11 protein-coding genes are annotated in these 13,287 nt (G+C 52.3%); 4 read left to right on the forward strand and 7 right to left on the reverse strand.

The window, feature by feature from the left end:
- Window positions 1–16 precede the first annotated feature (16 nt).
- From ftsL to mraZ, 3 genes are read right to left on the reverse strand one after another with little or no spacing between them, the layout of a single operon-like run.
- Entirely contained in the window at window positions 17–337 is a 321-nt protein-coding gene (gene ftsL / locus BJJ97_RS01725; protein ID WP_039278301.1) for a cell division protein FtsL, read from the reverse strand.
- Entirely contained in the window at window positions 334–1,278 is a 945-nt protein-coding gene (rsmH, locus tag BJJ97_RS01730; RefSeq protein ID WP_095700617.1) for a 16S rRNA (cytosine(1402)-N(4))-methyltransferase RsmH, read from the reverse strand. The genes ftsL and rsmH overlap by 4 nt, the downstream gene beginning before the upstream one ends.
- Before the next feature lie 2 nt (window positions 1,279–1,280).
- Window positions 1,281–1,739, reverse strand: a complete 459-nt coding sequence (mraZ, locus tag BJJ97_RS01735) for a division/cell wall cluster transcriptional repressor MraZ (protein WP_010298042.1) — start codon at window positions 1,737–1,739, stop codon at window positions 1,281–1,283.
- A gap of 888 nt (window positions 1,740–2,627) precedes the next feature.
- On the opposite strand from mraZ, the gene BJJ97_RS01740 reads away from it, so the two are divergent.
- Window positions 2,628–3,065: an L-alanine exporter AlaE gene (locus BJJ97_RS01740; protein WP_010681525.1), complete on the forward strand. Its 438-nt coding sequence runs from the start codon at window positions 2,628–2,630 to the stop codon at window positions 3,063–3,065.
- Window positions 3,066–3,132: 67 nt separating this feature from the next.
- On the opposite strand, the gene cra is transcribed toward BJJ97_RS01740, so the two are convergent.
- The 4 genes from cra to BJJ97_RS01760 form a co-directional block, all read right to left on the reverse strand.
- Entirely contained in the window at window positions 3,133–4,137 is a 1,005-nt protein-coding gene (cra, locus tag BJJ97_RS01745; protein ID WP_039483474.1) for a catabolite repressor/activator, read from the reverse strand.
- A 267-nt stretch (window positions 4,138–4,404) separates the two neighbouring features.
- A complete protein-coding gene (gene ilvN / locus BJJ97_RS01750) occupies window positions 4,405–4,896 on the reverse strand; it encodes an acetolactate synthase small subunit (RefSeq protein WP_095700619.1) in 492 nt (163 codons plus the stop codon).
- A gap of 2 nt (window positions 4,897–4,898) precedes the next feature.
- Complete coding sequence (gene ilvI, locus BJJ97_RS01755) at window positions 4,899–6,617, reverse strand: acetolactate synthase 3 large subunit (RefSeq protein ID WP_095992906.1); 1,719 nt, start codon at window positions 6,615–6,617, stop codon at window positions 4,899–4,901.
- A gap of 361 nt (window positions 6,618–6,978) precedes the next feature.
- A complete protein-coding gene (locus BJJ97_RS01760; RefSeq protein ID WP_095995305.1) occupies window positions 6,979–8,784 on the reverse strand; it encodes an AMP-dependent synthetase/ligase in 1,806 nt (601 codons plus the stop codon).
- Window positions 8,785–9,194: 410 nt separating this feature from the next.
- Between BJJ97_RS01760 and leuA the strand changes: the two genes are divergently transcribed.
- Genes leuA through leuC form a run of 3 tightly spaced genes read left to right on the forward strand, consistent with a single transcriptional unit; the run spans window position 9,195 to window position 13,287 of the window.
- Complete coding sequence (leuA, locus tag BJJ97_RS01765; protein WP_039483465.1) at window positions 9,195–10,793, forward strand: 2-isopropylmalate synthase; 1,599 nt, start codon at window positions 9,195–9,197, stop codon at window positions 10,791–10,793.
- Window positions 10,793–11,884, forward strand: a complete 1,092-nt coding sequence (gene leuB / locus BJJ97_RS01770) for a 3-isopropylmalate dehydrogenase (protein ID WP_039465791.1) — start codon at window positions 10,793–10,795, stop codon at window positions 11,882–11,884. The genes leuA and leuB overlap by 1 nt, the downstream gene beginning before the upstream one ends.
- 2 nt (window positions 11,885–11,886) lie before the next feature.
- The gene (gene leuC / locus BJJ97_RS01775) at window positions 11,887–13,287 is read left to right on the forward strand and encodes a 3-isopropylmalate dehydratase large subunit (RefSeq protein WP_095700622.1); all 1,401 of its coding nucleotides are present in this window, start codon (window positions 11,887–11,889) and stop codon (window positions 13,285–13,287) included.

The following is a 13,287-nucleotide window of genomic DNA, read 5'->3' on the forward strand; positions in this document are numbered from 1 at the left end:
TGGTTGCCTATTTAGTTCATTGCTTAACCACAATGTTTTCCTGTGACGGATCAACGTGCCCCATTTGCAGTTTTTCCGTCGCGATCCGCTCCACGCGGCTATGATCCCCTAGTGAGTTTTCCTCTAGGATCAAGTTTCTCCATTCGATATCCAACGCATCACGCTCCAGCAGAAGCTGTTCGCGTTCAGCCGTCAGCAGACGCGTCTTATGCGCCGTTGTAACCACAAAGACCGCAGAAACCAGCACGGCAACCATCAGCAACACCGGGAGCTTTGCATGACGCAGCAAATCTTCACCAATGACGCCAACCAGAGTATGCCGCTCGTTACCGATCACGCTGGCAGTCTCTCGGCAAAACGCAGAACAGAACTGCGCGCGCGTGGGTTTTCCGCCACTTCGGCTTCCGAAGGCATCAGTTTCTTGCCGACAGCTTTTAACGTCTGTCCGCCCTGGCTGCGCAACTGTTCTTCCGTTAACGGCAGGCCAGCTGGCACCTGTGGCCCACGGCTCTGATGGCGAATAAACCGTTTCACAATCCGATCTTCTAACGAGTGGAAGCTGATCACCGACAGACGCCCCTGCGGAGCTAGTACGCTCAATGCACCTTCTAGTGCACGTTCGATCTCTTCCAGTTCGCTATTGATATAAATGCGGATCGCCTGAAAACTGCGCGTTGCCGGATGTTTATGTTTTTCCCGAAACGGGCTGGCGGCAGCGATCAATTCGGCGAGTTCTTTTGTTCGCGTCATCGGATCAAGACGATTACGTTCCACAATGGCGCGAGCAATACGCTTGGCAAAACGCTCTTCGCCGAACGTTTTCAAGACCCAGACAATGTCGTCAGCTTCCGCTTTCATCAGCCATTCAGCAGCGGACAAGCCACGCGTCGGATCCATACGCATATCCAGCGGGCCATCGCGCATAAAGGAGAACCCACGCTCAGGGTCATCAAGCTGAGGAGAAGAAACGCCAAGATCGAGCAGAACGCCATCGATCTTTCCGGTCAGTCCGAGTTCCGCAACATACTCCGCCATCGCGGAAAACGGCCCGTGAATAATAGAGAAACGAGGATCGTCAATCGCCTTGGCGGCTTCAATTGCCTGAGGATCGCGATCGATAGCTAACAGACGTCCTTCCGGCCCCAGTTGGGAAAGAATCAGACGAGAATGGCCACCACGGCCAAATGTGCCGTCGATGTATATGCCGCCGCTGCGAATGTTCAGGCCATTTACTGCCTCATCCAACAGGACGGTGGTATGTTTATAATTTTCCAGCATGGCTATAGCGATAGGTCCTGCAACCGCTCAGACAAAGGTTCCTGAGTCGATTGTTCAGCGTCAATATCATCCCTGACCTGTTGATACCAAGTCTGTTCATCCCACAGTTCAAACTTGTTGAACTGCCCGACTAGCATCACTTCTTTTTTGAGGTCCGCATGCTGCCTTAACGTATTCGCAATCAACAAACGCCCTGCACTATCCATTTGGCACTCGCTGGCATGCCCCAATAACAAACGCTGAACACGACGTTCAGCAGGGTTCATGCTCGACAAGCGCGACAATTTTTGTTCAATAATTTCCCATTCAGGTAGGGGATAAAGCAGCAGGCATGGCTGATGCAAGTCAATGGTGCAAACCATTTGACCTTGCGATTCCCCGTTCAGCATTTCCCGATATCGGGTAGGCACAGCAAGGCGCCCTTTACTGTCGAGGTTAACCAGCGTAGCTCCACGAAACATACCTGAGTTACCCCTCCATAACCTTTTTCACCACTTTACCCCACAAAATCCCACCTTTAAGAGTGTACGGAGGGTATGAAAACCTTGTCAAGCCAGAGCTGGCGCGCTTTGGGATTATTCCTGAATGAATTGGGGCCGTAATAGAGGCAAAAGGAATAAGGAGTCAGAATTAACAAAGATTAACATCATGATAATTTGAGATAAATTCATAGCGGAACGAGAACATTGCAAACATATAGCCACCAACTCCGGTATATCGATTATTTTTATTGTCACAAGCTGATACCAAAGACAGCGGTTTTCAGAATAGTCTTACCAAGCCAAACACCTTGAATACCAAGGCCTACACAAGTCCGCAGCATCATACCGTAGCTGTTAACATCTGCTCAATGTCACATTTTTAACATCAACATCGCCAATTCCTCATTAATCAGCTGATTTACGTTAATTGATACCCCTACTGACGAATTCGGTTTCCTGAAAAGAAAGCAGGTTCAGGAAACGCGCCGAATAAATTGAGCGCCCTTCATCCCCAAAGACGTATTAAAAATGGGGCACCACAAGCAACCCTGTTTTATCGGTCATCTACTCACTTCCTTTAATGCTTTAACGCAATTCTCTTCCGCGCAGAAAGGCCTCTTGCCAAAAAATCATAACAAATTGTTTTTAAATAACTTTAAATCCCTTGTCGCGATAAAAAAACGGGAAAATTACCGGACAGACATAAAGTAGCGGGAAAGTATAAAAAACACTCATAAATAAATATTTTTACCTAGTACAAAGCCAATCATGCAGTGATGTAAACTACACAAACAAAATAAGGCATGACAAAAAACCATGCCAAGCCATTACACCAGTTTATCCGCCCTAAGAATGGAGCAACCAGGAATGTTTTCCCCGACGTCACGATTGCGAAGTGCCACCGCAGATACCTTTGCGCTCGTTGTCTATTGTTTCATCACCGGCATGGCGATAGAAATCATGCTTTCCGGTATGAGCTTCGAACAATCGCTGTCTTCACGCTTGTTATCTATCCCCGTCAATATTGCCATTGCCTGGCCGTACGGGCTTTATCGCGATCGCGTGTTGAATATGGCCAGACGTCACGGCGGTGAGCATTTCCTGGTGCGCAGCGTTGCCGATCTGTTTGCCTATGTCAGTTTCCAATCCCCGGTTTACGCCATCATTCTCTGGTCTATCGGGGCAAATCCCGCGCAAATCCTGACCGCAGTGACCAGTAATTTGGTGGTGTCGATGGTGACGGGCGTGATATATGGCTACTTTCTGGAATATTGCCGTCGGCTATTCCGGGTCGCCTTGCCGTAAAAGTGAATTGAGGCTGGGTAAGGAAGAAGCGCCATAGCAATCTATGGCGCAAAAAAGCAGGTAGAGATTACACGCGACTCAGTGAGCCACGGCGGTACAGATTACGTCGGATACGATTCAAACCTGGCTTCGGTCTTTTCGGCTCATCCAGACTGGCAAGCACCAACTCCAGTACGCGTTCCGCGACTTCACGATGGCGCTGAGCGACAGACAATACCGGGCACTCCAGATAATCCAACAGCTCATTGTCCCCAAAGGTCGCGATAGCCAGATTATTCGGCAAACGTCCGTTAATCCTCAGGTTAACATCCATCACCCCCTGCAATAACGGGAATGAGGTGGTGAACAACGCTTCGGGCATAGGATTATCTTTCAAATAATCCATAAACGCAGCAGCGGAAGCCACACGTTCATAGCTATTGGAATAAAGGTAATTCACTTCGCGCGGATCGCCCGCCCATGCCTGACGGAACCCCTGCTCACGCAAGAAACTGACGGAAAGCTCAGGCAAGGCACCAAGATAAAGTACCGATTTCGCAGGCATTTTCCTTAATTCTTGCGCCAGCATTTCAGCATCTTCAAGATCGGCTCCCACCACGCTGGTGAAGTGCTCACGATCTAACGCCCTGTCTAACGCAATAATCGGCAGACTGCCGTTTATCCAACGTTGATAAAACGGGTGCTCTGGCGGTAATGCAGTAGAAACAATAATCGCGTCAACCTGGCGCTGCAACAGATGCTCAATACACCGCATCTCGTTGTCTGGCTGATCTTCTGAACACGCAATTAATAGCTGATATCCGCGCTGTCTGGCCTGGCGCTCCAGATAATTAGCGATGCGCGTATAGCTGGTATTTTCCAAATCGGGAATAACCAAACCAATTGAACGCGTACGCCCGGCACGTAATCCAGCCGCGACGGCGTTGGGATGATAATTGTGCTCCCTGACGACAGCCATGACTTTCTCAACGGTCTTATCGCTGACGCGATATTGTTTTGCTTTCCCGTTAATGACATAGCTGGCTGTCGTGCGTGAAACACCCGCAAGACGCGCGATTTCATCCAGTTTCACGGTAACCCCTTAGTAGGCCGGAAAATAAGTAGGCCGGCTCAATAAATAGTGTGATGACCATAAAATCATCATGGATATGGCGTAGATCTAACAGCAGAAGCTTTTGTACGGCAACTGCTTTTATCACGTTACCCACATATTTCAAGCTGCCATATCAATAATGGATGTCTTTTAAGCTGAATATATTGTGTCTATATAAGATAAGGGAAATAAAAAGGCCCGATACGATTATCGGGCCTCTTAAAAGAAAAAGCAGCGAAAAGTCGATTAACGCATGATTTTATCGCCGCGCGATACGCCGACGATACCAGAACGCGCCACTTCAACAATTTCGGACACTTCACGTACGGCACTGAGGAACGCATCCAGTTTATCGCTGGTACCAGCAAGCTGTACGGTATAAAGCGAAGCGGTAACATCCACGATCTGGCCGCGGAAAATATCGGCGCAGCGTTTCACTTCTTCACGACCATAGCCTGTAGCCTGTAGCTTCACCAGCATGATCTCACGCTCAACGTGCGACCCCTGCCCCAGTTCACTGACGCGCAGGACATCCACTAGCTTATGCAGTTGCTTTTCGATTTGCTCCAGCACTTTTTCATCGCCTACCGTCTGGATAGTCATACGAGATAGCGTTGGGTCTTCGGTTGGTGCCACCGTCAGACTTTCGATATTGTAGCCGCGCTGGGAAAACAGGCCGACGACACGTGACAAGGCGCCTGATTCATTCTCAAGTAATACTGATAAAATCCGCCGCATGATCAGGTCCTCTCCGTTTTGCTCAACCACATTTCATCCATCGCCCCGCCGCGAATCTGCATGGGGTAAACATGCTCGCTGCTGTCGATATTGATATCAACAAACACCAGACGATCTTTCTGCGCCAGCGCTTGCAACAGCTTGCTTTCCAGTTCGTCCGGCGTATCGATAGAAATCCCGACGTGACCGTACGCTTCAGCCAGCTTGACGAAATCCGGTAATGATTCCATGTAAGAACTGGAATGGCGGCCAGAGTAAATCATGTCCTGCCACTGTTTCACCATGCCGAGGAAACGGTTGTTCAGGTTAATGACCACCACAGGCAGATCATATTGCAGCGCCGTAGAAAGCTCCTGAATATTCATCTGAATACTGCCGTCGCCCGTTACGCAAATCACCGTTTCTTCCGGCAGAGCAAGTTTGATGCCCAATGCCGCAGGCAGGCCAAAGCCCATCGTGCCCAGTCCACCGGAGTTCACCCAGCGGCGCGGTAAATCGAAAGGATAATACAGCGCGGCGAACATCTGGTGCTGGCCGACGTCCGATGCCACATAGGCTTTGCCTTCGGTCAGCCGATGCAGCGTTTCAATCACCGCCTGCGGTTTAATCTTGTCGCTGTCGGTGCTGTATTTCAGACAGTGACGCCCACGCCACTGTTCGATAACCTGCCACCAGTCGCGCAGCGCATCAAACTGCTGCTGTGCGCCATCTTGCGCCAGCAACTCCAGCATCAGGCTTAATACCTGTTTGGCATCGCCAACGATAGGAACATCGGCATTGACCGTTTTGGAAATCGACGCGGGATCGATATCGATATGCAATACCGTCGCATTCGGACAGTACTTCGCCAGATTGTTCGTTGTACGGTCGTCGAAGCGCACCCCGACGGCGAAAATTACATCGGCGTTATGCATAGCCATGTTGGCTTCATACGTCCCGTGCATCCCCAGCATACCGAGGCATTGACGGTGCGTGCCAGGAAAGCCGCCCAGCCCCATCAGCGAGGTTGTCACTGGCAGGTTCAGTTTTTCCGCCAGCGTCAGCAGTTCTTCGTGGCACTCTGCGTTAATCACGCCGCCACCGCTGTAGATAATCGGCTTTTCTGCCGCCAGCAGCGTTTGCAACGCACGACGAATCTGCCCTTTGTGCCCTTGAACCGTCGGGCTATAGGAACGCATGCTGATGCTTTCGGGGTAAACGTACGGCAGCTTATTCGCCGGATTCATGACGTCTTTCGGCAGATCGACCACCACGGGCCCCGGACGTCCGGTTGATGCCAGATAAAACGCTTTTTTCAGGATCGTCGGGACATCTTCCGCTTTCTTGACCAGAAAACTGTGCTTCACGATCGGGCGAGAGATCCCCACCATGTCGCATTCCTGGAAGGAATCGTAGCCAATCAACGAAGTCGCAACCTGACCGGACAACACCACCATAGGAATGGAGTCCATATAGGCAGTAGCGATACCGGTAATGGCATTGGTCGCACCGGGACCGGACGTGACCAGCACAACGCCGACCTCACCCGTCGCGCGCGTATAGCCATCCGCCATATGTACCGCACCTTGCTCATGCCGCACCAAAATATGCTCGATACCGCCAACCGTATGCAGGGCGTCGTAAATATCCAACACCGCACCGCCCGGATAACCGAACACATGTTTTACGCCCTGATCGATCAACGATCGGACCACCATTTCGGCGCCTGACAACATCTCCATGGGTCTGCCTCTTTTGTTCAGAAAGCGGAATCCGCTTCTGTATTGATCGGGAGAAATCCCCGCGCTCACATTGTATTAATACTGTTAACTTTTAGTACAAGAATACGAAATATTATAGGGATTACTGATAACCCATTAACATAACGCCAGATTATGACGCAGACAAACGGCAAAAAACCACCGCCCTTAATCGTGCCTAGGGGAAATCAAACGTGAGGGAAAAAGGAACTGAGATAAAATACTAACTGGGAACCTTCAGACCTGAGAGATCGTCCATAAAGGCCACAAATTACAGAGTGAAATATTGAGGCCGAAAACCACATTTCTTTTCAGGAAACGCGCTTCTCGGCCTACGACATCATCAAGACTCTGCGTACATCGCATCAATTTCCAGTTGGTAACGCTGGTTGATGATCTTCCTGCGCAGCTTGAGCGTTGGCGTCAATTCCCCCTCCGCCATCGAAAACGGCACTGGCAGCAGCGTGAATTTCTTCACCTGCTCCACGCGGGAAAGCTCTTTCTGCATCTCCCGCAAACGCTGTTCGAACAGCTCAATAATATGGCTGTGGCGCAGCAGCTCCAGACGATCATGGTACTTCAGATTGATGGAATGAGCGTATTCTTCCAATGCCTCAAAGCAAGGAACAATCAGCGCAGACACGTACTTACGCGTGTCCGCAATAATCGCAACCTGTTCGATGAAGCGATCCTGTCCCAGCGTGCCTTCCAGATGCTGCGGGGCAATATATTTACCGCCGGAGGTTTTCATTAGGTCTTTCAACCGTTCGGTAATAAACAGGTTACCGTTGGCATCCAGTTCCCCCGCATCGCCGGTTTTCAGCCAGCCATCTTCGGTAAACGTTTCTGCGGTTTCCTGCGGACGGTGGAAATAGCCCCGCATGATGGTCGCACCGCGTACCTGAATCTCTTTCTCCTCGCCAATGCGGACCTCAATGCCCGGCAACGGCGTACCAATAGAGCCCAGGCGGAAGCGGCCTTCCTCCCAGCAGGAAACCGTCGCACAGGTTTCTGTCATGCCGTAACCATAGATAATGCGAATCCCGATCGACCGGAAAAACAGAATGATATTGTCATCCAGTCGCGCGCCTGCGGCTGGCATAAAGCGAATCTCGCCCCCCAGCAGTTGGCGCAGTTTCCCTAACACCAGACGGTCTGCATAGTGGTGCATAACGCGGCGGAAGAGACCGCCCTTCTTCGCGGTTTGGTTCGTCAGAAAAGCGTGTTGCCCCTGCGCGATGGCCCAGTTAAATAGCCGCTGGCGATACCACGGCGCCTGCGCCACTTTTTCATGGATGGCGCTATAAACTTTCTCATAAAAACGCGGTACGGCGCACATCACCGTCGGCTTCACCGCCTGCATCGCATCACGAACCAGATTCGTGTTGTTGAGATACACGTTCTGGGCACCACGATGCATGATGACAAAGCTCCACGCACGTTCAAATACGTGGGAAAGCGGTAAGAAACAGAGCGATACGTCGTTTTCCGACATGCTTAAACGATCGTCATGCAGCTTAAGCTGCATCGCCATGTTGGTGTAATCCAGCATGACGCCTTTCGGCTCGCCGGTAGTGCCAGAGGTATAGATCAGCGTAAACAGATCGTTGAGATCGCGGCTGTCGATGCGCGTTTGCCATTCATCACGCCAGAAATCGTCTACGGCCTGCGCTTCAAATTCATGCAGGGATTGCGCGATGTCGCTACCGCGTAGATTAACGCCCTCGTCCATCACGATGATGTTTCGCAGTTGCGGGCACGTGTCCCGCAGCGCCAGCAGCGCATCCAACTGCTCCTGGCCGCCGACGAATATCGTACGGATATCGGCATCATTGATGATGAACGCCGCCTGCGACGCCGTATTCGTGGCATAGATTGGCACGCTGATCGCACGCAGGTGCAGCAGCGCCAGATCGGCTAGCGACCAATTCATTGAGTTATGAGAGAAAATTGCAACCCGTTCCTGAACATCCAGCCCCAGCGCTAAGAGCGCGCTGGCAATGCGCTGAATGCGCTGCCCGGCCTGTGTCCAGGTGAGCTGCTGCTCGCCCGCAGGCGTCCACTCGCGCAACGTAATACGGCCTGCGCAGTGATTGATTCGATCTTGGACCCGGTGCACCACATGGTATGGCTGTAAATGATTATTCATCTGTAAAAGAATTTCTAAGGGGGAAGAATTTGACAGCGTTTCAGCGTACAGCTGTACATTATTTGGCGTGCAGTCTACCGTCATTGTTCAAAACCGCAACGATCTTTCGTTCATTCGGCGCAGGCTATCGCTGGTTTACTTGATGCATGTCACACCAATCAAAAGTTGACATAACCCTGATAATCGCGTACCAATAAAGGAACACCGAATTTTAGATGACGAGACACCATGTTCAACTTTACTGTCCTACTAGGCCTACTACTAAACGCATCCTTCTTGCGCGGTAGGTTTGTGGGCAGAGTTCAGAACTAAGTTTCTCGCCACACGATACAAAAACCCGCGCTGATGCGCGGGTTTTTTTTTACTCGCCGAGCGCCAAGTACAAGTAGACACGACAAGGAACTAAACCGATGAGCGAGCAAGTCATTATTTTCGATACCACATTACGCGATGGTGAACAGGCTTTACAGGCGAGTCTGAGTGTAAAAGAGAAGCTGCAAATTGCCTTCGCCCTGGAGCGTATGGGCGTTGATGTTATGGAAGTTGGCTTTCCTGTGTCCTCTCCCGGCGACTTTGAATCTGTTCAGACGATTGCACGCAATATCAAAAACAGTCGTGTGTGTGGCCTGACCCGCTGCGTCGAGAAGGACATCGATGTCGCCGCAGAGGCGCTGCGTGTCGCAGAAGCGTTCCGTATCCACACCTTTATCGCGACCTCACCGATGCACATCGCCACGAAGCTGCGCAGCACGCTGGATGAAGTGATCGAACGCGCCATTTACATGATCAAACGCGCACGTAACTACACAGACGATGTTGAATTTTCCTGCGAAGATGCGGGCCGCACGCCAATCCCAGACCTGTGTCGCGTGGTTGAAGCTGCCATCAATGCCGGTGCTCGCACCATCAATATCCCGGACACCGTCGGCTACACCATGCCGCATGAGTTCGGCAATATCATCGCCTCGTTGTACCAACGTGTTCCCAATATCGATAAAGCTATCATTTCCGTTCACACTCATGACGATCTGGGTCTGGCCGTTGGCAACGCCATGGCAGCGGTGCATGCAGGCGCTCGTCAGGTAGAAGGCACACTGAACGGTATCGGCGAACGCGCGGGTAACTGTTCACTGGAAGAAGTCATCATGGCGATCAAAACCCGCCATGACATCCTGAATGTACACACCAACATCAATCATCAGGAAATCTACCGTACCAGCCAACTGGTCAGCCAGATTTGCAACATGCCTATCCCTGCTAACAAAGCGGTTGTGGGAGCCAACGCCTTCGCTCACTCCTCTGGTATTCACCAGGATGGCGTGCTGAAGAACCGTGAAAACTACGAAATCATGACGCCAGAATCCATCGGCCTGAAAGAAGTACAGTTGAACCTGACTTCCCGTTCTGGTCGCGCGGCGGTGAAACACCGCATGGAAGAGATGGGCTATCAGGACAGCGATTACAATCTGGACGACTTGTATTCTGCCTTCCTGAAACTGGCGGACAAGAAAGGTCAGGTCTTTGATTACGATTTGGAAGCGCTGGCCTTTATCAGCCGTCAGCAGGAAGAGCCTGAGTTCTACCATCTGGATTATTTCAGCGTTCAGTCCGGCTCCAGCGTGATGGCAACTGCCTCTGTAAAACTGATCTGCGGCGAAGAAACCCAATCAGAAGCCGCAACGGGTAATGGCCCGGTGGATGCCGTTTATCAGGCGATCAACCGCATTACGGGTTATCAGGTTTCACTGGTCAAATACCAACTGACCGCCAAAGGCCAGGGTCGTGATGCGCTGGGTCAGGTTGATATTGTCGCGGATTATCAAGGGCGTCGCTTCCACGGCGTCGGTCTGGCAACGGATATCGTTGAATCTTCCGCGCAGGCAATGGTAAATGTATTAAACAACATCAAACGTGCTCAGCAGGTAGAAAAAGAAATTCAACGTCTGCAGCAGCACAGCAACCAACAACAAAACGATAGCAAACAACAAAACAGTCAGGAAACAGTGTGATGACAAAGAGCTACCATATCGCCGTTTTACCCGGAGACGGCATTGGCCCAGAAGTAATGGCGCAGGCCCATAAAGTACTGGATGCGGTACGTCAGCGTTTTGGCATCCGCATTACCACCAGCGAATATGACGTTGGCGGTATCGCCATTGACCGTCAGGGCACGCCGCTGCCGCAGGCGACCGTCGCAGGCTGTGAGCAGGCCGATGCGATTCTGTTTGGTTCCGTGGGCGGCCCTAAATGGGAACACCTGCCACCGGCAGAGCAGCCGGAGCGCGGTGCGTTATTGCCTCTGCGTAAGCACTTCAAACTGTTCAGCAACCTGCGCCCTGCTCGTCTGTATCAGGGGCTGGAAGCGTTTTGTCCGCTGCGTAGTGATATCGCCGCGAAAGGCTTTGATATCCTGTGCGTCCGCGAACTGACGGGTGGGATCTACTTCGGCCAGCCAAAAGGTCGTGAAGGTAGCGGTCAGTATGAGCGCGCTTTCGATACCGAGGTGTATCACCGTTTCGAGATTGAGCGCATCGCCCATATCGCGTTTGAATCCGCTCGCAAACGTCGCAGCATCGTGACCTCTATCGATAAAGCCAACGTGCTGCAAAGCTCGATTCTGTGGCGCGAGATCGTCAACGAAGTCGCACAGCACTATCCCGATGTGAAGCTGTCTCACCTGTATATCGATAACGCAACGATGCAGTTAATTAAAGATCCGTCTCAGTTTGACGTGATGCTGTGTTCTAACCTGTTCGGTGACATTCTGTCCGACGAGTGCGCCATGATTACCGGTTCAATGGGTATGCTGCCGTCCGCAAGCCTGAACGAGCAAGGCTTTGGCCTGTACGAACCGGCTGGCGGTTCCGCACCGGATATCGCTGGCAAAGACATTGCTAACCCGATTGCACAGATTCTGTCGCTGGCACTGTTGCTGCGCTACAGCTTGGGTGCGGATGATGCCGCAGAGGCGATCGAAAAAGCCGTCAATACCGCACTGGCTGAAGGCTACCGCACTGCCGATCTGGCAAGCACCGGCAGCGCGATCGGCACCAACGAAATGGGCGACGTGATTGCGCGTTTTGTCGCGCAAGGGGCATAACCATGGGTAAGACGTTATATCAAAAATTGTTCGAAGCGCACGTGGTTCATGAAGCGCCGAACGAAACGCCGCTGCTGTATATCGACAGACATCTGGTACACGAAGTGACGTCCCCACAGGCCTTCGACGGCCTGCGCGCGATGGGCCGTAAGGTTCGTCAACCGGGGAAAACCTTCGCGACCATGGACCACAACGTGTCCACGCAAACCAAAGATATCAACGCCAGTGGCGAGATGGCCCGCATCCAGATGCAGGAGTTAATCAAGAACTGTGCGGAATTCGGCGTTCAGCTGTATGACCTGAACCACCCGTATCAGGGCATCGTTCACGTTATCGGGCCTGAACAAGGGATGACGCTGCCGGGTATGACCATCGTCTGCGGTGACTCACACACGGCAACGCATGGCGCATTTGGCTCACTGGCTTTCGGTATCGGTACGTCGGAAGTGGAACATGTGCTGGCGACGCAAACCCTGAAGCAGGGTCGCGCCAAAACCATGAAGATCGAAGTCACCGGCGATGCCCCACACGGCATCACCGCGAAAGACATCGTGCTGGCGATCATCGGTAAAACCGGTAGCGCAGGCGGCACCGGTCACGTCGTTGAATTCTGCGGTACCGCTATTCGTGCGCTGAGCATGGAAGGCCGTATGACGCTGTGCAACATGGCCATTGAGATGGGCGCGAAGGCGGGTCTGGTGGCACCGGATGACACCACCTTCAACTACCTGAAAGGCCGTCAGTTTGCACCGAAAGATGCCAACTGGGATGCTGCCGTTGCGTACTGGAGCACGCTGAAATCCGACGATGATGCACAGTTCGACACAATCGTCACGCTGGACGCCGCTCAGATCGCGCCGCAAGTCACCTGGGGCACCAACCCCGGTCAGGTTATCGCCGTCAATCAGGAAATCCCTAGCCCTGACTCTTTCAGCGATCCGGTAGAACGCGCCTCCGCGGCCAAAGCGCTGGCCTATATGGATCTGCAACCCGGCATTAAACTGACCGACGTGAAGATCGATAAAGTCTTCATCGGCTCCTGCACCAACTCGCGTATCGAAGATTTGCGCGCCGCAGCAGAAATCGCCAAAGGGCGTAAAGTCGCCGCTGGCGTTCAGGCTATCGTCGTACCCGGTTCCGGCCCGGTAAAAACCATGGCGGAGCTGGAAGGGCTGGATAAAGTATTCATCGAGGCGGGCTTTGAGTGGCGCTTACCGGGCTGCTCCATGTGTCTGGCGATGAACAATGACCGCCTGAACCCCGGCGAACGTTGTGCATCAACCAGCAACCGTAACTTTGAAGGCCGTCAGGGTCGCGCTGGCCGCACCCATCTGGTCAGCCCGGCAATGGCTGCGGCTGCCGCAGTGACGGGTCGCTTTGCCGACGTCCGCGAGTTGAATTAA

The organism is Pectobacterium polaris, from assembly GCF_002307355.1.
Classification (GTDB): Bacteria; Pseudomonadota; Gammaproteobacteria; order Enterobacterales; family Enterobacteriaceae; genus Pectobacterium; species Pectobacterium polare.

Excerpts from the sequence above, each read along its gene's own strand:
- mraZ (WP_010298042.1), bottom strand. The coding sequence starts at position 1,739 with ATGTTTCGTGGAGCTACGCTGGTTAACCTCGACAGTAAAGGGCGCCTT.
- BJJ97_RS01740 (WP_010681525.1), top strand. The coding sequence starts at position 2,628 with ATGTTTTCCCCGACGTCACGATTGCGAAGTGCCACCGCAGATACCTTT.
- leuC (WP_095700622.1), top strand. The coding sequence starts at position 11,887 with ATGGGTAAGACGTTATATCAAAAATTGTTCGAAGCGCACGTGGTTCAT.
- BJJ97_RS01760 (WP_095995305.1), bottom strand. The coding sequence starts at position 8,784 with ATGAATAATCATTTACAGCCATACCATGTGGTGCACCGGGTCCAAGAT.
- leuB (WP_039465791.1), top strand. The coding sequence starts at position 10,793 with ATGACAAAGAGCTACCATATCGCCGTTTTACCCGGAGACGGCATTGGC.
- leuA (WP_039483465.1), top strand. The coding sequence starts at position 9,195 with ATGAGCGAGCAAGTCATTATTTTCGATACCACATTACGCGATGGTGAA.
- ilvN (WP_095700619.1), bottom strand. The coding sequence starts at position 4,896 with ATGCGGCGGATTTTATCAGTATTACTTGAGAATGAATCAGGCGCCTTG.
- ilvI (WP_095992906.1), bottom strand. The coding sequence starts at position 6,617 with ATGGAGATGTTGTCAGGCGCCGAAATGGTGGTCCGATCGTTGATCGAT.
- rsmH (WP_095700617.1), bottom strand. The coding sequence starts at position 1,278 with ATGCTGGAAAATTATAAACATACCACCGTCCTGTTGGATGAGGCAGTA.